The organism is Pantoea wallisii (genome assembly GCF_002095485.1).
Taxonomy (GTDB): Bacteria; Pseudomonadota; Gammaproteobacteria; order Enterobacterales; family Enterobacteriaceae; genus Pantoea; species Pantoea wallisii.
In genome coordinates this window covers 22,395-43,169 of record NZ_MLFS01000002.1, presented here as the reverse complement: position 1 = coordinate 43,169, position 20,775 = coordinate 22,395, and the positions used below count along the sequence as shown (strand labels likewise).

Below are 20,775 nucleotides of genomic sequence, written 5' to 3'. Positions count from 1 at the left end.
TGGATTAAGCGAGAAAAAGGGGGGTTTATTTAGCCATAAGTAAAATTGCGCCCGTCGTCAGCGCATCCCGCCGGAGGCCATCACGGTCTCTCCGGTGATCCAACCCGCCTGAGCGGAGGCAAGCCAGGAGACGATCGGCGCAATATCCTCTACCTGACCGATGCGGCCCAGCGGCGTTTGGCTCTCATTCCAGCGCTGAAATTCGGAGCCCATCGCACCGCTTGTATGCGTACCTTCCGTCTCAATCAGCCCCGGACTGACTGTGTTAACACGAATGCCGCGCGGGCCAAGTTCACGCGCCAGCACACCGGTAATCGCGTCAATCGCCCCTTTGCTACCGCTGTAGATCGCGCTCTCCGCCACAAATACCCGTGTCACCACGGAGCTGATATTAATAATGCTGCCGCCTCGCTTCATATGCGGCGTAGCCGCCGCCGCAACCAGCAGCGGCCCAAGAACGTTGATATCGAACTGCCTGCGGTACAGCGCTTCCGTGGTCTCTTCAATGCGGGCAAACTGATAGATACCGGCGTTGTTCACCACAATGTCCAGTTGTCCGAATGTCGCAATAGCCGTCTGGATCAGTGCATCCACCTGCGTTTTATCCGTGACATCCGCTGCGACCGCCACAGCTTTACCGCCGGCAGCGAGAATAGCGGCCACGACCGCATCAGCGCCCTGCCGATCGGATGTATAGTTCACAATAACCTGCGCGCCATCGGCGGCCAGCTGGCGGGCAATGCCTGCGCCAATCCCCTTTGAAGCACCGGTAACAATGGCAACGCTGTTTTGTAATGTGGTCATCTCTTTTAATCCTGATGAAATGTATGAATTCGAGATACCAGCGTGCACCGTACAGCATTGTTTAGGAACTGCCATATCTGTATATTAAATGTTCATTTTTGAACGGGGTAGTAATATGGACTGGAGCGACATCCGCATCTTCCTGGCCGTTATGCGCAAAGGCTCTTACGGCGAGGCGGCGCGCACGCTGGGCGTAAGCCATCCTACGGTGGGTCGCCGGATAAAAGCGCTGGAGGAGGAGGCGCAGCAGGCGCTGTTCCGCCGCACCCGGGAGGGATTAGTGTTGACGGACGCCGGCGATGCGGTGCTGAACCTCGCAGAGTCGATGGAGAACTCTGCGCTGGCGCTGGAGCGGCGCCTGGCGGGCAACCACGAGCGGCTGGAGGGCATTCTGCGCATCTCATCCGCGGAGTGGTTTACCACTGCCGTGCTCGCGCCCGTTCTGGCCGAATTGACGCGCCGCCACCCCGCCATCGTGCCAGAGGTGATCGCCAGTTACCGGTTACTCAACTTATCGCGCCGTGACGCCGACGTGGCTTTTCGCCTTATCCCTTTTACCGAGCCGGATATTGTGCAGCGCCGCCTGATGCCCCTGCACTACGGGCTCTACGGCACGCCAGAACTCGCCCTGGCGATGCAACAGGATTCGGCGGCAGCAGGACTGATTCTGATGAACACCGCCCAGTCGCACTTCCCTGACGTCGCCTGGCTGCTGGAGCACTTTCCCCGCTCGCGGCGCGTCTTTACCAGCACCAGCCGGGCTATTCAGGCGCAGATGTGCCTGCAGGGTATGGGCGTGGCCGTGCTGCCGCAACCCCTGGGCGATATGACGCCAGGATTACAGCGCATCGACATAGCGGGGGCTCCCCCTTCGCGCGAAATAATGGGTGGGCTATCATCAGGATCTCCGGCACATGGATCGCTTGCGGGCCATGCTGGATATTGCCGATAGCCTGCTGGCAGACGGCAATGCAGTGCGCCCGTCATGACGCCGTCACCACGCTATCCCACGGTGAATCAACGCAATCGGTGGCGCGGTAGAAGCGCACTACTTCGCCTACCAGCAGCAGCGCCGGTGACTGCGCCTGCTCGCGCACGACCGTTGCTGCCAGCTGCCCCAGCGTGGTGATCATCACCCGCTGGCTGGCGCGCGTGCCGTTCTCAATAATCGCCACCGGCGTCTCTGCGCTGTGTCCGTGCGCCTGCAACTGGGCGCTGATACTGGCGCTCCACTTTAGTCCCATATAGAACACCAGCGTCTGGTTACGGGCCGCGAGAGAGGCATCGGCCAGCTGAGGCTCGCCGTGCCTGCCATGCCCGGTGATGAGCCGCAGCGACTGCGCGCAATCACGGTGGGTTAGCGGAATACCGGCCGCGGCGGCGCAGCCGGCAGCAGCGGTGATGCCCGGCACAATATGGCAGGCGATCCCCGCCTGCCGCAGCCAGAGCATCTCTTCGCCACCGCGGCCAAAGATAAACGGGTCGCCGCCCTTCAGCCGTACCACCTCACGCCCGCTGCGCGCCAGATCGACCAGCAGCTGATTGATCTGCGCCTGTTTCAGACCGTGACTACCCGGCTGCTTACCCACATCAATTGCCAGCGTGCCGGCAGGCACCTCGGCCATGATATCCGTGCTCACCAGCCGGTCATACACCACCACATCGGCACGCGCGATGAGCCGTAACGCTTTCAGCGTCAGCAGTTCAACGTCGCCTGGTCCGGCACCGACCAGCCACACATCGCCTGGCTTTTTTGCCAGCGGCGGAAACAGTTTGTCTAAAGAATCGATAGCGTTAGTCATTACTCTCTCCGTTACAACGTCACGCGTTGTGCAGCCAGCATCTGCTTCAGCTCCGGCACGCAGGAGCCACAATTCGTTCCACACTTCAGCGCCGCACCCAGCGCCGCCGGCGAGTCACAGCCCTGCTCAATGGCGCGCTGAATCACCAGCTCTCCTACACCAAAGCAGCTGCAAAGGATACGTCCCTGACTGGCGCCCTGAACGGGACGGCCACCCAGTAGCGCGTGCCGCTGCGCTGCGCAGGCGGGAGGGTGCGTAAATGCGCTGGCGACAAAGGCGTGATCGATGGCGGGCAACTGCGGCGCCGCATAGAGTGCACAGGCCAACTGCCCGTCGCGCCAGCCCAGTAGCTGGTGCTGCTGCCCGGCCTGCGCCTGCTGCCACTGCAGATCCTGCATTCCCGGCTGCTGCATCAGCCATGCCGCTGCACTGCCGTCGCCTGCCAGCACATAGCGCTGCACGCCGTTTTGCGGTGCCCGCGACCAGTACAGCAGCCGCTGTGGCGTCACCGTCTGCGGCATAAACAGCCAGCCCTGCCACGCCGGGCGCAGCGGCTGAATGCGTACGGCGGTCTGCTTCAGCGCGGGCTGGCCGGATACCGGGCAGCAGCGTGCCGCCACCAGGCTATCGACTCTGGCCTGGGCACTGAACTGCTGCGTCCAGTGCATCGGCACAAATATCTCTCCGCGCCTCAGACCGTCGTCAAGCGTGACCCGGCCGCACCACCAGCCTGAGGCGGACTGCACGCGCGCGATGTCGCCCTGGTGCAGACCCCGGGCATCGGCGTCCTGCGGATGCAGCGCGACAAAGGGTTCGTCGTAGTGCTGCATCAGGCGCACCACGTTGCCGGTGCGCGTCATCGTGTGCCACTGATCGCGGATACGCCCGGTATTCATCAACAGCGAATAACACGCATCGGTCAGGGTGGTGACCGGCATGGCCGGGGGCAGCAGGCGCGCTTTGCCATCGGCGTGAAAGAAGCGGCGATCGGCAAACAAGCGTGCCACCCCGTCCGGTGTCGCAGCCGTTATTGGCCACTGTACCGGCATCAGCTGGTCATACTGCTCACGGGTGATCCCCGCCAGGGCGCTGATATCAAAGGCGCGCGTGCCGTTATTCTCAAAGCCCGACAGCGCCGCATGTTCGGCAAAGATTTCACTGGGGTGCTGCCAGGCAAAGGCCGCACCAAAGCCAAGCCGCCGGGCCACTTCAGCCAGCAGCCACCAGTCCGGTTTCGCCTCGCCGGCCGGGGCCACGAAGCTGCGCTGGCGCGAAATCCGCCGCTCGGAGTTGGTGACCGTGCCGCTCTTCTCACCCCAGGCCTGAGCGGGCAGCAGCACATGCGCCAGCGCGGCGGTATCGCTTCGGGCACTCACCTCGGACACAACCACCAGTTCACAGTTAGCCAGCGCCTGCGTTACGCGGTTGCCTTCCGGCATAGAGACCGCCGGATTGGTGCCCATGATCCATACCGCTTTCACCTCGCCGCGCGCGATGGCCTCAAACAGCGGCACCGCCATCAGTCCCGGCTGGCGGGCCACCCGGTCGCTGTGCCAGAAGCGACCGAGGCGATCGATTTCCTCTGCGCTAAACCCCATGTGTGCCGCCAGCTGATTCGCCAGCCCGCCCACTTCGCGCCCGCCCATGGCATTTGGCTGCCCGGTCAGCGAAAAGGGTCCGCAGCCCGGGCGACCGATTTTGCCGCTCAGCAGGTGCACATTAAGAATCGCGTTGTTGTTGTCACTGCCGGTCTGTGACTGATTAATGCCCATACACCACATCGTCAGCACGCGCGGTACCGTAGCGAACAGTTGCCAGAATGCTATCACCGCTGATTCCGGCAGCTGGCAGGCGGCGGCAACCGTGGCGCTATCCCAGACGGCGCACCCCGCCAGCGTACTCTCCACGTTGCTCAGGTGCGGTAACATGCCGGCGTCGATGCCACCCTGCTGTGCCAGCCAGTTAAGTAAGCCGGCGAACAGCGCGCCATCGGTGCCCGGTTTTAAAGCCAGGTGCATATCCGCCGTATCGCAACTGGCCGTGCGGCGCGGATCGATCACCACCAGCTGCATCTGCGGCCGTTCGCGCCGGGCCTGCATCAGGCGCTGCCACGCTACCGGATGCGCCCATGCCATATTGGCACCTGCCAGGATGACCAGATCGGCCTGCTCAATATCCTCATAGCAGCACGGCACCGCATCCGCGCCCAGCGCCCGCTTATAGCCCACCACGGCGGAAGCCATGCACAGCCGTGAATTGGTATCGATATTGGCGGCGCCAATAAAGCCCTTCATCAGTTTATTGGCCGTGTAGTAATCCTCGGTCAGCAGCTGGCCGGAGCCATAAAACGCCACGGCCTGCGGGCCGTGCTGCTTAATGATGCGCTGCAGCTCGCCGGCCACGTGATCCAGCGCGCTCGCCATGCTGACGCGCTCGCCGTGAAGCTGCGGCCATAGCAGCCGATCGTCATAGCTCAGCGTCTCTCCCAGCGCCGCTCCCTTCACGCACAGCCGACCGCCGTTAGCCGGATGCTGGCGATCGCCGCCGATCACCGCGTCTTGGCCCGTCACCTCTACGCCGCAGCCTACCCCGCAGTAGGGACAGGTGGTTTTCATGATGCGGTCGCCAGCGCAAGCAGCGGCTGATGACCAAGCCATACTCTGCCGCCGTCAACGCGCACCGGCCAACAGCGCAGCTGGTGTTCCGGGTTGTCCAGGCTCTGCCCGTCGCGCAGGCGAATGCGCTGCTTATAGAGCGGCGAGATCACCACCGGTTCACCGCCAACGTCCCCGAGTATGCCGCGCGACAGCACGCTGGCCTGAGTGCCCGGCTCTATGTCCTCCAGCGCATAGATCGCCTCGCCAAAACGGAACAGCGCCACACGCTGTCCGCCCAGACGCGCGCCGATACCGGCTGCAGGCGGGATCGCTTCGGCGGCGCAAATCGCGCTCCACGGCTCGGCGGGCAGCGTCGTCACCGGAATGCGCTCCCCCGCCGCCGGCTGCCGCTGCTCGCGGACCCGAACATAGTTGAGCGTTTCGTCCGGCTGGCTGCTGTTGAGCGTGGCGGTAAACAGCGTCCTACGCGAAGGATCCTCAAGTGTGGTATGCCATTCGCACTGGTAGCGATCCACCACCTGCTGCATCTCGCTCTCCAGCTGCTGCGCAATACCCAGCGCATCGTCGATCACCACCTGGCGCAGGTAATCCAGCCCACCCTCCATGTTGTCCATCCAGACGCTGGTGCGCTGTAAGCGATCCGCAGTGCGCACGTAAAACATCAAAATACGGTCGACGTAGCGCAGCAGCGTATCGTCATCCAGATCGCTGGCGAAGAGATCGGCGTGACGCGGTTTCATGCCGCCGTTACCGCACACATAGAGGTTCCAGCCTTTATCTGTGGCGATGACGCCAATGTCTTTACTCTGCGCTTCGGCACACTCGCGCGTACAGCCGGAGACAGCCATCTTGATTTTGTGGGGAGCACGCAGCCCTTTGTAGCGGTTCTCCAGGGCAATGGCGAAGGCGGTGGAGTCTTGCACGCCATAGCGGCACCAGGTTGATCCCACGCACGATTTTACCGTGCGAAGCGATTTGCCATAGGCGTGGCCGGTTTCAAAGCCGGCGGCGATCAGCGTTTCCCAAATCTCAGGCAGCTGATCGAGCCGGGCGCCAAACAGATCAATACGCTGGCCGCCGGTGATTTTGGTGTAGAGATCGTAGCGCGCCGCCACTTCACCTATGGCGATGAGCCCCTGCGGCGTAATCTCTCCGGCCGGAATGCGCGGTACGACGGAGTAGGTGCCATCCTTCTGGATGTTGGCAAAGTAGCGATCGTTGGTGTCCTGCAGCGGCAGATGCTGCGGTTTCAGCAGATAGTCGTTCCAGCACGACGCCAGCAGCGAGCCGGCCAGCGGTTTACAGATCTCACAGCCGTGACCGCGCCCGTGCTGCGCGATCAGCTGTTCAAAGGTGGCGATCTCACCTACGCGGATCAGGTGATAGAGCTCCTGCCGGGAGAAAGCGAAGTGTTCGCAGATATCTTTTTTCACCTCTACACCCTGCTGCGCCAGCTCCAGCTCCATCACCTGCTTCACCAGCGCGCTACAGCCACCGCAGCCGGTGGCCGCTTTGGTGCAGCGCTTGATTGCGGCCATATCGCCACAGCCCTGCTGTACTGCGCCACAGATATCCTCTTTGGTAACGTTATGGCAGGAGCAGATCTGCGCGCTCTGCGGCAGCGCGGCAACGCCCGACGCTTTCGCCGGGGCGCCCGCCAGCTGCGGCAGGATCAGGCTCTCCGGCTCCGCCGGTAGCGGCAACGCGTTCAGCATCATCTGTAACAGAGTGCTGTAATCGCTGCTGTCACCCACCAGCACGCCGCCCAGCAGGGTTCTGTTTTCGGCGCACACCACCAGCTTTTTATAGATTCCTTTGGGATGATCGGTCCACTGATAGCTCTGGCTGCCGGCTGTACGACCGTGCGCATCACCGAAGGAGGCTACCTCAACACCCAGCAGCTTGAGTTTGGTGCTCATGTCCGCGCCGCTGAAGCTCAGATCCTCCTGCGCCAGCTGCGCGGCCAGCACGCGCGCCATCTGGTAGCCCGGCGCCACCAGGCCAAAGATCTGTCCCTGCCATAACGCACATTCGCCAATCGCGTAGATATTCTCCGCGCTGGTGGCGCAGCCATCATCGATCACAATGCCGCCGCGTGCGCCCAGCTCAAGCCCGGCCGCCGCGCCAGCGCATCACGCGGGCGGATACCGGCGGAGAACACGATCACATCGCTCTCCAGCACCTCACCATCGGCAAAGCGCAGCTGCACGCTGCCGTCCGCCAGGCTGTCAATCGCCTCAGTCTGCTTGCTGGTGTGCACCTGCACGCCCAGCGCACTGATTTTGCCCCGCAGCATATGCGCGCCGCCCTCATCAAGCTGTACCGCCATCAGGCGCGGCGCAAACTCCACCACGTGGGTTTCCAGTCCAAGCTGCTTCAGCGCATTGGCGGCCTCCAGGCCCAGCAGCCCGCCGCCAATCACTACGCCGCGCTTCGCCTGCCGCGCACAGGCGGCAATGGCATCAAGATCGGCCAGCGTACGATAGACAAAGCAGCGCGGATGGTCGTGCCCCGGCACCGGCGGCACGAACGGTACCGAGCCGGTCGCCAGCACCAGTTTGTCCCACGCCAGTTCGGCACCGCTGGCATCGCGCAGGCTGCGCCGGGCAGGATCAATGGCCACCACTTCGCAGCCGCTGCGCAGCTCGATGCCGTGCTGCGCAAAGAAGTTATCGCTGACCAGTGACAGATCCTCAGCGCTTTTGCCGTTGAAGTACTCCGTCAGGTGCACACGGTCATAGGCCATCTGCGGCTCGTCGCCATACACCACGATATGGTAATGCTGATGCAGCTCGCGATTTACCAGCTGCTCAAGGAGATGGTGGCTGACCATGCCGTGACCCACCACGGCGAGAAGAGGTTTGCTCATCACAGTGCTTCCTGCAGCGCAAGGCTGCGTTGAGGGATTATCCAGGCCAAACAGCGTGTTGATATCGACGCGTGCGGCCTGCTGAAGGACACTGAGCAGCGTGCCAGCCATCTGGCTATCGCCAAACAGCAGCACCCCGCGCAGTACGCCGTCGCGCAGAAACAGCCGACGGTAGTGTTGGTAGTGCGGATCAAAGCTGGTAATGGCATCACCGTCGCGGATATCGCCTGCGCTGAACAGATCGATACCGCTGACCTTCAGGCGCGTGCCCTGCTCCCGGAAGAAGAAGTCATCTTCTGGTTGACCCGCCAGCTGCGCCGCCAATACCGCCGCCTGCGCCAGGCAGGGCGCCACCAGGCCAAAGGTCTCCCCGTCGATTTCGCAGCACTCGCCCAGCGCGTATACCGCATCAATCGGGGTTTGCAGCTGTCGGTTCACCAGAATGCCGCGCTGGCACGGCACACCTGCCGCCTGCGCCAGGGCGATCTCCGGCTGCACGCCGATGGCGATCACCACCTGCTGCGCCGCCAGCGAACGGCCATCGCTAAGCGTCACGCTGCCATCGTGAATAGCCTGTAGCGACACGTCACAGCGACAATCAATGCCGCGCTGCGTCAAATGGTCAGCCAGCATCGTGCCGGCCCGGGCATCCAGCTGGCGGTCCAGCAGCCAGGGCCGATGGTGCAGCAGCGTGACGTCGCGTCCGCGCTGACGCAGTGCCGCAGCGGCTTCAACGCCAATCAGCCCTCCACCCACTACCACCACTGGTCCGGGCTGCGCCAGCATCTTCTCCACATCACGGATGGTGCGGAACCCGCACACCTGCGGGCGATCGATGCCCGGTACATCCGGCATGCGCGGCTGAGACCCGCAGGCGAATACCAGCTTGTCCCAGCGCAGCGTGCGCCGATCGGTTAGCAGCGTGCGGCACTGCAGATCGACCTGCAGCGCGGTCTCACCCATCAGCAGGCGCACGCCGTGGTCGCGGTACCACTGCGGCGTGTACATCAGCGTGTCGGCGAATCGCTTTTCACCGGCCAGCACCGGCGACAGCATGACGCGGTTGTAACTGCCCTGCGCCTCCCGGCCAATCACCGTGATGGCATAACGGCCGGGCGCACGCAGCAGCAGGGTTTCAACCATGCGCATCGCCGCCATACCATTGCCGATCACCACCAGCTGCTGCACCATTGCCCGCTCCTTACGCCACGGCGGTCTGTTTTTCGTAGAGGAAATGCAGAATCTGCTGGCGCAGCTGGTGATAGCGCGGCTCATCGGCCAACGCCACCCGCGAGCGAGGGCGCGGCAGGTCAATCGTGAGGATCTCACCGACCTGCGCCGCCGGACCGTTGGTCATCATCAGTACACGGTCTGACAGCAGCACCGCTTCATCCACATCGTGCGTAATCAGTACAATGGTGGTGTTCAGCTCCTGCTGGATACGCATTACGCTGTCCTGCAGATGCGCACGCGTCAGCGCATCCAGCGCCCCGAACGGCTCGTCCAGCAGCAGCACGCGCGGCTTCATCGCCAGCGCCCGCGCAATGCCTACGCGCTGTTTCATACCGCCGGAGATCTCCGACGGGCGCTTGTGCAGGGCGTGGCTCATCTGCACGCGGTTGAGGTTGTGCTCAATCCACTCCGCCATCTCTGCTTTGTTCATTTTTCCTTTAAAGACCTGCTGTACCGCGAGTTCTACGTTCTGCCACGCGGTCAGCCACGGCAGCAGTGAGTGGTTCTGAAACACCACCGCCCGCTCCGGGCCCGGCCCGGCGATCTCGCGGTTTTCACACAGCAGCACACCGCTGCCGGGCCGGGTCAGGCCGGCAATCAGGTTGAGCAGGGTCGATTTACCACAGCCGGAGTGGCCAATCAGGCTTAACGTCTCACCCGGGTAGATATCAAAGCTGACGTTATCCAGCGCGAGGAATTCGCCGCTGGCAGTGTTGAAGCGTTGGCTGACCTGCTGTACACGAATAATGGGATGCATAGTGATCTCCTGCGTTGTGTCGTACGTTATCTCTTCGCGCGTCCTGATTTAGCGATCCCAGCTGAAGCGGCGCGCCAGCAGCATCAGCGCCTGCTCCAGCAGCAGCCCGACCACGCCAATCACCCCAATGGCGATCAAGATGTTCTCTACGTTGAGGTTGTTCCACTCGTTCCAGATCCAGAAGCCGATACCGAGACCGCCGGTCAGCATCTCCGCCGCCACAATCACCAGCCATGCGATGCCCATCGACAGACGCATGCCGGTCAGCACGGCCGGCAAAACCGCCGGGAACAGGATGCGGCGCATCACCGTGCTTTCGCTGAGCTGCAGCACCCGCGCCACATTGAGATAGTCCTGGGGAATACGCTGCACCCCCTCGGCGGTGTTGATCACCATCGGCCAGATGGAGCAGATGAAGATGGTCCAGCTGGATGCCGGTTCAGCGCGCTGAAACAGCAGTAGACCGATGGGTAGCCACGCCAGCGGACTAACCGGCCGCAGCAGCGCAATAATTGGGTTGAACATGCGCGCCACAAAGCTGAAGCGGCCAATCAGGAAGCCGGCCGGAATGCCCACCAGCGCCGCGAGGCTAAAGCCGATAGCGACACGCTGCAGCGAGGCCACAATGTTCCAGCCGATGCCCTGATCGTTCGGGCCATTGTTGTAGAACGGATCGGCAAACAGCGTGACGGCGGCCTGCCAGGTGGCGAACGGTGTCGGAAAACCTTTGCCTGACACAGACGCCAGCTGCCAGATAAACAGCAGCAGTAACAGGCCGCAGCAGGCCGGAATCAGCCGTTGCAGCAGCGGGCGCAGCCAGCGTGATCGTGCACGCGGTGCCCGGGGAATATTGAGCGCGATCACCTGCGCTGGCGCTTTCGCTACATCTGTGACGCGGTTAAGCGTGCGTGCCTGATTTTTCATGCGGACCCCACTGAGCTGCGTTGGATGGAGAAGCTGTCGGCATAGGCGGCGGGATTGCTGCCGTCCCACACCTTGCCGTCGAACAGCGTGCTGCTGCGCATCTCACCGGCAGGCACGCTGATGCCGCCGACCGCGCTGGCCGCCTGCCGGTAGATATCAATACGGTTGATCTGCCGCGCCAGACCGGCGTAGTCGGGCGCGGTTTTCACCATGCCCCAGCGCTTCATCTGCGTCAGGAACCACATACCGTCGGAGAGCCACGGGAAGCTCACTTCACCGTCGCGGAAGAAGCGCATACCGTGCGCATCCTGCCAGCGCTGCCCAAGGCCGTTTTCGTACTGACCAAGCATGCGCCCCTCCAGCGTTTCCACTTTGGTGTTGATCACGCGCGCCCCGCCAGCACGGCGGCAGTCTCTTTGCGGTTGGCATCAGAGGCGTCTATCCAGCGCGCGGCCTCCAGCACGGCGGCCGTCAGCGCCCGCGCGGTGTGTGGATTTTCACTCACCCACTGCGCGCGCGTGGCCAGGATCTTCTCCGGATGATCCGGCCAGATCTGTTGTGTGGTGGCTGCGGTAAAGCCGATGTTGTCGCTGATGGCGCGCTGGTTCCACGGTTCGCCGACGCAGAAGCCGCTCATGTTGCCCATCTTCATGTTCATCACCATCTGCGGTGGCGGCACTACCACGGTGCGCACGTCGGCAAAGGGATCAATGCCGGCGTTGGCCAGCCAGTAGTAGAGCCACATGGCGTGCGTGCTGGTGGGAAAGGTGTGGGCGAACGTGAAGGCGCCTTTGGCCTGACTGGCGATCTGCTTTTGCAGCGTGGCGCCGTCGGTGACGTTCTGTGCCCTGAGCTGGCTGGAGAGCGTAATCGCCTGACCGTTGTTGTTCAGCGTCATCAGGTTCGCCATGTTGTGCTGAGGCCCGGCGATCCCCAGCTGCAGGCCGTAGATCATGCCGTACAGCGCGTGCGCCGCATCCAGCTCTCCGGCAGTCAGTTTGTCACGCACCGCCGCCCAGCTCGCTTCTTTACTCGGCTGCAGCGTCAGACCATATTTCTTGTCGAAGCCCTTGATCGACGCCATCACCACCGGTGCGCAATCGGTAAGCGGAATGAAACCGACCCGTACCGTGCTCTTCTCCGGCGCATCCGAGCCGGCGGCCCAGACCGCACTGCGTAAACCGGGCAGTAAGTAGCTGCCGCTGACCACCGCGCTGCCCAGCAGGAACTGCCGTCGTGATACTGCCAACCGCGTTTTGCTCATCATGCGCATCCCGAAAAAATGAATAAAAAAAGGCGTCCTCCCGCATGCTGAGCATGGGGCCGGACGCCTTTATCCAAAGCACTCGCTCTGCCGCCGTTGGCAAAACGAATGCGCAATGTCTGTAAGGTATTGCAAAGGCTGTGCCAGAGTTTCAGCCGCGCATCAGGGCACTTTCTGCCGCGTTCGCTGGCCGGATTGCACCGCGCTGACGCAGCCTGCGCACAGCCTTTGTGCAGCTACCTCCAATGAGTTATCCCTTGAGCGTGGCCGCAACGGCGAGCACGGCCTGAGCAATATCCAGCATGCGTCTGTTCTGATTCATGGCGCTTTTGCGCAGCATCTGCCACGCATCCTGCTCGCTGAATCCGTGCTGCTGCATCAGCCAGCTTTTGGCCCGATCGATAATTTTGCGCTCATCAAGCGAGGCACGCATGGTTGCCAGCTCATCACGCTGCGCCTGTAAACGCTGCGCCTGCTCGCGGATTAAGGAGAGCACCGAGCGGCTAAGTTGTGGCGCAATGCCGTCGCTGTCCAGCGTGGCCTCATGTTCATCCAGCCAGCTGGCGCCGGAGAGATAGAGCGTAAAGCTGCTCTCCGTCTCCCTGTGCGGCACCGCGTCCTCATTCTGCTGCGCCGCAGCGATCGCCCGCTGGCAGCACGCCATCAGAGCCGCGCACAGCGCATCCTCTATCTGCCGCATCTGATCCAGCCGCGCACTCAGCAGCGTAAACCACTGCAGTACGCCATCCTGCGCACAGTGCGCCCCCGTACAGGCGATACGGCGCAGGCGCTCAATCTGGCTGTTGGCGTCGGCCATCTGCCGCCAGCGTTGCAGGTTGCCGGCATCGGCAAATTGGCTGAAGGTGGCAAAGTTCTGCTCCTGGGCATCAATCAGCAGCTGAATCCGCTGGCGCTGCGCCAGCGTAAAGGCACCGGCCGCAAAACCGGCGGACCCGGTTGCCCGCTCCTGCCCCGCCAGCTCTTTCCCCTGCATAAAGCTGAACAGCGCAATCAGGGCGCGGGAGATATCCGGTTCGCTGGCAGTATCGGCCGCTTCAAACACCAGGTTAAGCAGGGTACGGATAATGTGGCTGAAAGCGTCCATGGCGTGAGCCTGATCGAGACTGCGATCGCGAACCTGCTGGCGCAGCGCGGGCAGCTCATCCAGCGCCTGAAGCGCGGCCGCAATCAGCATGCAGAAGCGGCTGTTGCCTGCCTGCGCTTCTGCCGCAGGCAGCGCGGCCAGCACGCTCTGCTGCTGGCGCGTCACCGCCGCGGCGCGCAGCGCCAGCTCCTCGCCGAATAGCTGTCCGCCGGAGCAGAGCCAGATATTACTCACCCCGCGCTCGCGCTGCAGCGCATGAATCAGTTCACTGATGGCGGTGATGTGCTGGCCGGTGCGCAGCAGCCGCTGCAGGCTGGCAATCTCACTGGCACGGCTGGCGCGGAGGTACTCCAGAGCCCGGTTCATCGCTCTCTCCTGCGTAAGACCTATTGATGACAGGGATTAAGCAAAAGCCGTGCCGGACCGGGGAAGTACGTGTGAATAAGGCGCCCGAAAATTCTGAAACGCTAAAAATTGTTACGCCAGGCAATCAGTTTTCGGTTATAAAAATAGATAAATCCCGTTTACCATTTTTCACTGGCCCTGAAAGCAGACAAATGCGGTGATGCTGGCCTGGCGCGCTGAGCCAGACAAATAATTTAACCTGCCTTATATTTCGTACCGGTGTGATGTAAGCGTTATCAGTGTCATGCTGCTTTTTCGCCCATTAACACGGGATTTCTCCTGGCGCAATGGTTTGAATTCTCAAAAGTCTTAGGTAGACTGAGCGCAGCACTATCTTTCTGTAATCTGACTGTTTTTTTAGTGGCTTTCCCGCTGCATACTCTGCCCGCTCCCGACGCGCGTGCCGCAGAATACTCTGCAGTTAATCTGATGAAATTTGAGGATCATGGTGAATAAGAGACTCGTGCTACTGCTGCTGACGGCGTTAACCCTGGCAGGCTGTAAAGCGCCACCGCCGGCCGTTACTGATGACACGCTGGTCACCAGTGAAGTTAATGGGGTCAAACTGGTGCATCGTCATGCGGTGGCAGCACCCGGTGAGTTCACGCCGGTCAATGAGAGCTTTCGCGCGCTGTATGCCGCCTCTGTGATGACCACGCCGGACTATAGCGGCAAAGTGGTGCGTTACCTGGATAACGCGAAACCGTTTGAGGTGCTGGGTAAGGTGGAGCATAACTGGCTGGCAATTGCCGATGAGCCTGATGGTCCGCTGATTGGCTATATTCCGCCGAAAGCCGGCGTGGAGAGCAGCCGCTATGACGCAACGCTGCGCAGCGATCGTCCGCGTCCCCGCCGTACTAAACAGGTCTGCGTAGCGGTAGGAGGTGCCAGTAAAGCCTGCCGCACCAACGATACCGCGACCTGGATCTTAGACTGATCATGCAATCTGGCGCATATTGCCTGCACCCTCTCGACGCTTTGCGGGCTCAGCGTCGCGCCATTGCCAGGAAAATCGAGATTTAATGACTCAGGATTCCCTTGCCCGCGATGGCATTATCGCGGGCAATGATAACCTTTTGCTGAATGCCGCAGCGCCCATACTGAATGCCGTGGTCCGCATCCGGCAGGCGGCGACGCATGACGATCCTGCCGGCCTGCGCCAGCTGCTGATCGAAGAGATCCGCCAGTTCGAACAACGCTGTAAACAAGCCGGTTTACCTTTCGAGATGATCATCGGTGCGCGCTACTGCTTGTGTAGCGTGCTGGATGAGTCCGCCGCGCAGACGCCATGGGGCACACGCGGCGTGTGGTCCGGCAACGGGATGCTGGTAACCTTTCACAATGAGAGCTGGGGCGGCGAAAAGGTGTTCCAGCTGCTGTCTCGCGTGTCACAAAGCCCGCAGCAGCATCTGTGGCTGCTGGAGCTGATCCACTACTGCCTGCTGCTGGGGTATGAAGGCCGTTATCGCGGCAGCGACAGCGGCCGGGCCCAGTGCGAAGGCATTCGCAAACGGCTGGCGCAGCTTATTGCTGAACACCGCCCGGCACCGGCCAGTGCCACACCGCTGGTGCAGGTGCATCCGCTGGTTAGCAGCCTGACGCGGCCGATGGTGCCGCTCTGGGCCTGCGCAACGCTGGCCACGCTGATCGCCTGCCTGATTTACAGCGGCCTGAACTGGCGGCTCGGTAACGCAGCGGAACCGCTGCTGCGCGCCATCTATCAAACGCCGCTGCCGCAGATTATGCCCGGTCGCCGGCCCACCTCGCCGCAGGCGCTGCTCGATCTGCATCAGCGCCTCAACGACGTGATTGCCGCCGGCCAGCTGGAGGTGAGCGATGGCGCGTTCGGCAGCAAGGTGATCATCCCGGCCGATAAGCTGTTTGTCACGGAGGGCACCGTGGTGAACCCGGTCGGACGCGCGTTGCTGGCGCACGTTGCCAGCGCGATGAAAACCGTAAAGGGCACGGTGCTGGTATCGGTCTATACCGACAACAGCCCGGTTGATGGCCGTTTTGCCTCCAGCTACGAATTTTCACTGGCGCGCGCGCGCCGTGACCCAGCAGCTCAATCTTCAGCTGGCGGACGGCCACAGCGTAAAAGCGGAAGGCCGTGGCGACAGCAATCCGCTGCTCCCCAATGACAGCAATGAAAACCGCGCCCGCAATCGCCGGGTGGAGATCACCCTGTTTGCGGCACCGGAAACGCTTGGTACTCACCAGGGAGGCCAGTGATGCGCGCATCACTTCAACATCTGTTAACCCACCGTCTGCTGTGGAGCCTGATTGGCGTCACCGCGCTCAGCTGCGTGCTGTGGATGCTGGGCCCGCTCTGGACCTGGGGCGATACCCGTCCGCTGGAGCCGGTCTTCCCGCGCCAGATGCTGGTGGGGCTGCTCTACTTCTGCTGGGTGCTGTTTCAGTTTATCCCGGCGATCTGGCGCGGCTGGTTCAATAACAAGTTACTGAATCGCCTGCAGCAGATGAGCAGCGAAGAGGTATCGGATCGCCAGGCGACTGAAACCCTGCTGACGCAGCGCTTCAGCGAGGCGGTGCTGCGTCTGAAGCGCACCCAGTTTGGCCGTCGTCACCGCCAGAGCTGGCTGGCGCGCTTCCAGAGCCACTACCTTTATCAGCTGCCGTGGTACGTCATTATTGGCGCGCCGGGCGCGGGCAAAACCACCGCGCTGCTCAACGCCGGACTGGAGTTTCCGCTGACCGACAGCCTGGGCAAAACCGCCATTCGCGGCGTGGGCGGTACCCGTCACTGCGACTGGTGGTTTACCGACAGCGCAGTGCTGATCGATACCGCCGGCCGCTATGCCCTGCAGGAGAGCCAGCGCGCGCGCGACGGCGCCGAGTGGCAGAACTTTATCCATTTGCTGAAGCGCTATCGTACCCGTCAGCCCATCAACGGCGTGATCATGACCATTAGCGTGGCCGATCTGCTCACCGACTCTGCGGAAGCGCGCCACGCGCAGGCCAGCGCACTGCGTCAGCGCATGGTTGAGCTGCATCAGCAGACCGGCATCCACTTTCCCGTGTATGTGATGGTGACCAAAACCGATCTGCTGAAAGGCTTTATGAGCTTTTACGGCAATCTGAGTAAGCCTGAGCGCGACGCTATCTGGGGCTTTACCTTTCCGTGGGAGCCGGGCAAGCCGCATAAAGATGACTGGCACCAGAGCTTCAGCGGACGGTATCAGCGCCTGGAGCAGCGCCTGCAGCAGCAGCTGGCGGACGTGATGGCAAGCGAGCGCGATCTGACGCAGCGCGCCGACAGCTTCCTGTTCCCGCAGGAGTTCAGTTCGCTGCGTCCGCTGCTGCATGAGTTCCTGGATGTGGTGTTCTCCCGCCAGCAGGAGGCGATTGCCTGGTCGGTACGCGGTCTGTTCTTTACCAGTGGCACCCAGGAGGGATTGCCGTTTGACCGCATTATGGGCGAACTTAATCGCAAGCTACAGCTGCCCCACAGCGGGGCCGGTAGCCTGGCCGCATGGGATAGCGTCAATCGCAGCAACCCGATACCCGGCAGCAAAGGCCAGAGCTTCTTTATCCGCGATCTGCTGAGCGAGCTGGTGTTTCGCGAAAGCGGCCTGGCGGGCAGCAACCGCCACTGGGAGTATCGCAACCGCCTGTTCCACTGGATCGGTTACGGTGTGCTCACCGGCGCGCTGGTGCTGCTTAGCGGCTTATGGCTCACCAGCTATATACAGAATCAGCGCTATCTTGATCAGGTTGCGGCCCGTATCGCCCCCATTAACGCGCAGAGTCAGCAGGTTATTCATCAGCCAGCCGATAATATTTTTGATCTGCTACCCTTCTTAAATAACCTGGTGAAGTTGCCCATGTCGGAGCGCTTTTCCCTCGACAATCCTCCGCTTACCATGCGCGTGGGTCTGTACCGGGGCAATCAGGTAAGCGATGCCGCATGGGTGCTTTATCAAAATGCGCTTAAGTCTTTACTGCTGCCGCGCGTGGCCCGGCAGATCACCAATCTGCTGCGTAACGATCCTGGCAACGATAACGATTACAGCCGTAACGCGCTGCGCGCCTACCAGATGCTCTATCAGCCGCGCAACTATGACGGCGAGTTTCTGCGCGGCTGGCTGATGCAGAACCTGCAACGTACGCTGCCTGATGATGTCAGCGCACGCGATCTACAGCAGCTGGACTGGCACCTGAGCCAGCTGCTGGATCAGCAGATTCAGTCTTCACCTTATGCGCGGGACAATGCGTTGATGATGCGTAAGCTTGCGGAAAATCTGAAAAATGCCGGTCAGGATGGCCGTTCGCTGGCGGTTACGCCCCACTCCGTTTCGCGACCATTGACCGGACACAGTGAGTAATGGTGAGGTAACGATGGCGAACCCTATCGCGCCGGGCTGGTATGGCAAGTTACCGGCCACCGGCGACTTTTTACGCCAGCGCCTGAGTGAGAGCACGGTTACGCCCTGGAGCCACTGGTTTCAGCAGGGATTAACCCACTGGCATCTGCAGGAGCGCGCCTGTACACAGCTGTTTTTGCGCGCGCCGGTGTGGAACTTTGTGTTGCCGCTGTCGCCGCTGCGCCAGCAGATCCAGATGGGCTGCCTGCTCCCCTCGTGCGATCGGGTTGGCCGGACGTGGCCGCTGCTGGCGCTGCGCAGCTTTGCGCCCAGCGACTGGCATCACGCCCAGCTGGCCATCTCCGGCGACTGGTTTCAGGAGCTGGGTGCGCTGCTGCTGCGCGCGGTACGTGAGCGCCTGAGCCCGGACGCGCTGGAGGCCGCCATGCAGCAGCTTTCACCGCTGCTGGTGCCGGAAAACCAGCGCAGCGACATCATGGATGTGATCGGTTTTGATGACCTGCCCTGCACGCTGAGCTGGCGTGAAGTGGCGGATCGCTTTGATCCCCAACAGCATATTAGCTACTGGTGGAGTAATCGCAGTGACGGCTTTACCCATGCCACCCATAAACACAGTGGCCCGCTCACCGCGCAACTTTTTTCGCTACTCTTTAACCCGGCATCAGGTGCACAGCCGGGACGTAATGGCCTCTATCCACCGATGTTCGAGTAGGCCTGCGCGATCGCCTTGTTAACGGGATGACTCATGCAATTTACCATTGTGCAGTGCAATACGGACGTGCCCGCCAAAACCGTCGCGTTTCAGCCGCCCGGCGGCACCATTGGCCGCAGCCAGGATAATGATCTGGTGCTGCCCGACGCGTCGCGTGCCATTTCACGTCTGCAGGCGCTGGTGCACCTGTCGCCCGAGGGCGAATGCCGCCTGACCAATCAGGGGAGCGTGACCTCAGTGGTGCATAACGGCATCGCACTCCAGCGCGGCTCTCAGGTGCTGCTGCAGCACGGCGATACGCTGCACATTGGCGAGTATGGCCTTGAGGTACAGGATCCTGCCCGGCAAGCGCTGCAGCAGGAGGACCCGCTGGCGCTGTTTAGCGACAGTGCCAGCGACCCGCTGGGCATGGAGCAGGCTGTGCCCGATGCCGAAATCATGCCGGAAATCCCGGCGTCGCGTCAGGAGCGGCGGCCCGATGCGCGTCTGGCGATCGATCCGCAGAGCGATACACCTGGCGTACCGGGTGTGCTGCCCGGCGTGGATCAGGACAAACTGATCGCGGCCCTGCTCGACGGCATGGGGCTGAATAATAGTCAGCAGACGCTGATGACTGAAGAGCAGATGCGCGTCACCGGCCGTATGCTCAGCCTGTTTTCACAAGGCACCGTGGCGCTGCTCTCTTCACGATCCATCCTCAAGCGCGGCGTGAAGGCCGACATGACGATGATCCTCAACGAGGCCAACAACCCGTTCAAAATTCTGCCCTCCGGTAAGACCGTGCTGATGCAGATGTACCAGAGCCAGATGCCGGGATTTATGCCGCCGGAAGCCGCCGTGCGCGATGCATTGGTGGACCTGCAGGCGCACCAGCTGGGGATGATTGCCGGTATCCGCGCCATCATCGCTGCGATGCTGCAGTCGTTTAATCCGCAGCGGCTGGAGGAGGAGGCGCGTAAAGATGGCGTGCTACCTAAAATGCCCTTCAGCGGCGGACGCAAAGCGGCGCTGTGGGACTACTTTTCCCGCCACTACCAGCGTACGGCCGGTGAGATTGAAGATGACTTTCACACGCTGTTTGGGGAAGCCTTCCTGCATGCCTATGACATGGAAGTGAATCAGTATAAAGACTCCCAGACGCGGACCGAAGACGCATGAAGATGATGTTTGCCAGCCGCTGCCAGCAGGGCATGCGCGATGAAAATCAGGATCGCACCGGGGCGGAACTCGACGATCGTAAAGCCTGCTTTTTGGTGTGTGATGGCGTAGCTGGCCTGCCGGGCGGGGATTATGCCGCGCAGCTGGTGCGCGACACGCTGCTTACACAGCTCCAGGGCAGCGAGCATTTCACGCCGGACAGCACCCGTGCCGCGATTGAGCACTGCCAGCAAACGCTGCTGATTGCCCAGGGAAACAATCCGAATTTTTCCCGCATGAGCACCACCCTCGCCGCCCTTTTTATTGACCGTGAAACAGAGCGCGCATGGTGGGCGCACGCCGGTGATAGCCGGGTTTATCACTTCCGGCATGGGGTCCTGCATGAGGTAACCCGGGACCATAGCCTGGCGCAGCAGTTGCAGGAGGCGGGTTATGAAAATACCGGCATTAACAGTAATTTACTTTATAATGCGCTCGGCGTTGAACCTGCCCGTCCGGTCACCTTCAGTGAGGTGGTCGCGTTAACAGATGGCGATGCTTTCCTGGTGTGTACCGATGGCTTCTGGCTCAACCTCACCACGCAGGAGATGGAACAGGCCCTGCGCATGGTTAACGCCTGCGAAGAGTGGCTGGCATTAATGGAACAAGCCGTAAATCGCAGTGTTAAAAGCGACAATCTCAGCGCGCTGGCAATCTGGATTGGCGAGCCGCAGGATGCGACGCTGCTCTACTCCCAGGCTGATGCGGCACGTTTTCTGCCGTCACGTTATTGATTGCA

Annotated in this window: 11 protein-coding genes and 4 pseudogenes; 7 read left to right on the top strand and 8 right to left on the bottom strand. The window is 61.7% G+C overall.

Translation table 11 applies throughout. The annotated features are described in order from the left end of the window. Positions 1 to 57: 57 nt before the first annotated feature. The gene (locus HA48_RS00835) at positions 58 to 804 is read right to left on the bottom strand and encodes an SDR family NAD(P)-dependent oxidoreductase (protein WP_128599346.1); all 747 of its coding nucleotides are present in this window, start codon (positions 802 to 804) and stop codon (positions 58 to 60) included. Between the two features lie 115 nt (positions 805 to 919). On the opposite strand from HA48_RS00835, the pseudogene HA48_RS00830 reads away from it, so the two are divergent. After that, positions 920 to 1,793 (top strand): annotated as a pseudogene (locus tag HA48_RS00830) (LysR family transcriptional regulator). On the opposite strand, the gene cobA reads toward HA48_RS00830, so the two are convergent. From cobA to HA48_RS00795, 7 genes and pseudogenes are all read right to left on the bottom strand, one after another. Beyond that, a complete protein-coding gene (cobA, locus tag HA48_RS00825) occupies positions 1,788 to 2,606 on the bottom strand; it encodes a uroporphyrinogen-III C-methyltransferase (RefSeq protein ID WP_128599345.1) in 819 nt (272 codons plus the stop codon). The pseudogene HA48_RS00830 and the gene cobA sit on opposite strands and share 6 nt — an antisense overlap. Before the next feature lie 11 nt (positions 2,607 to 2,617). Next, a complete protein-coding gene (locus HA48_RS00820; RefSeq protein ID WP_128599344.1) occupies positions 2,618 to 5,221 on the bottom strand; it encodes a nitrate reductase in 2,604 nt (867 codons plus the stop codon). Continuing rightward, positions 5,218 to 9,284, bottom strand: a pseudogene (gene nirB / locus HA48_RS00815) (nitrite reductase large subunit NirB). Before nirB ends, HA48_RS00820 begins: the two are co-directional and overlap by 4 nt. A 10-nt stretch (positions 9,285 to 9,294) precedes the next feature. Next, positions 9,295 to 10,083, bottom strand: coding sequence for an ABC transporter ATP-binding protein (locus HA48_RS00810; protein ID WP_128599343.1), 789 nt, complete (start codon positions 10,081 to 10,083; stop codon positions 9,295 to 9,297). A 48-nt stretch (positions 10,084 to 10,131) separates the two neighbouring features. Then, on the bottom strand, positions 10,132 to 11,007 hold the full coding sequence (ntrB, locus tag HA48_RS00805) for a nitrate ABC transporter permease (RefSeq protein WP_128599342.1): 876 nt from the start codon (positions 11,005 to 11,007) through the stop codon (positions 10,132 to 10,134). Further along, positions 11,004 to 12,274: pseudogene (locus HA48_RS00800) on the bottom strand (CmpA/NrtA family ABC transporter substrate-binding protein). The gene ntrB and the pseudogene HA48_RS00800 overlap by 4 nt, the downstream one beginning before the upstream one ends. Positions 12,275 to 12,521: 247 nt before the next feature. Then, a complete protein-coding gene (locus HA48_RS00795) occupies positions 12,522 to 13,742 on the bottom strand; it encodes a nitrate regulatory protein (RefSeq protein ID WP_128599341.1) in 1,221 nt (406 codons plus the stop codon). A 484-nt stretch (positions 13,743 to 14,226) separates the two neighbouring features. On the opposite strand from HA48_RS00795, the gene HA48_RS00790 reads away from it, so the two are divergent. The 6 genes and pseudogenes from HA48_RS00790 to HA48_RS00765 all read left to right on the top strand — a co-directional run bounded on the left by HA48_RS00790 (position 14,227) and on the right by HA48_RS00765 (position 20,770). After that, positions 14,227 to 14,718 (top strand): SH3 domain-containing protein, encoded by a 492-nt coding sequence (locus HA48_RS00790; protein ID WP_208613091.1) that lies wholly within the window; start codon positions 14,227 to 14,229, stop codon positions 14,716 to 14,718. Positions 14,719 to 14,803: 85 nt separating this feature from the next. Next, positions 14,804 to 16,013: pseudogene (gene icmH, locus HA48_RS00785) on the top strand (type IVB secretion system protein IcmH/DotU). Next, the gene (gene tssM / locus HA48_RS00780) at positions 16,013 to 18,127 is read left to right on the top strand and encodes a type VI secretion system membrane subunit TssM (protein ID WP_128599339.1); all 2,115 of its coding nucleotides are present in this window, start codon (positions 16,013 to 16,015) and stop codon (positions 18,125 to 18,127) included. The pseudogene icmH and the gene tssM overlap by 1 nt, the downstream one beginning before the upstream one ends. A gap of 13 nt (positions 18,128 to 18,140) precedes the next feature. Continuing rightward, positions 18,141 to 18,839: a type VI secretion system-associated protein TagF gene (gene tagF, locus HA48_RS00775; RefSeq protein ID WP_128599338.1), complete on the top strand. Its 699-nt coding sequence runs from the start codon at positions 18,141 to 18,143 to the stop codon at positions 18,837 to 18,839. A 33-nt stretch (positions 18,840 to 18,872) separates the two neighbouring features. Further along, the gene (tagH, locus tag HA48_RS00770; protein ID WP_128599337.1) at positions 18,873 to 19,997 is read left to right on the top strand and encodes a type VI secretion system-associated FHA domain protein TagH; all 1,125 of its coding nucleotides are present in this window, start codon (positions 18,873 to 18,875) and stop codon (positions 19,995 to 19,997) included. Next, positions 19,994 to 20,770 carry a PP2C family protein-serine/threonine phosphatase gene (locus HA48_RS00765; protein ID WP_128599336.1) on the top strand — a complete coding sequence of 259 codons (777 nt, stop codon included), beginning with the start codon at positions 19,994 to 19,996 and terminating at the stop codon, positions 20,768 to 20,770. The genes tagH and HA48_RS00765 overlap by 4 nt, the downstream gene beginning before the upstream one ends. The last annotated feature ends 5 nt before the right edge of the window (positions 20,771 to 20,775 follow it).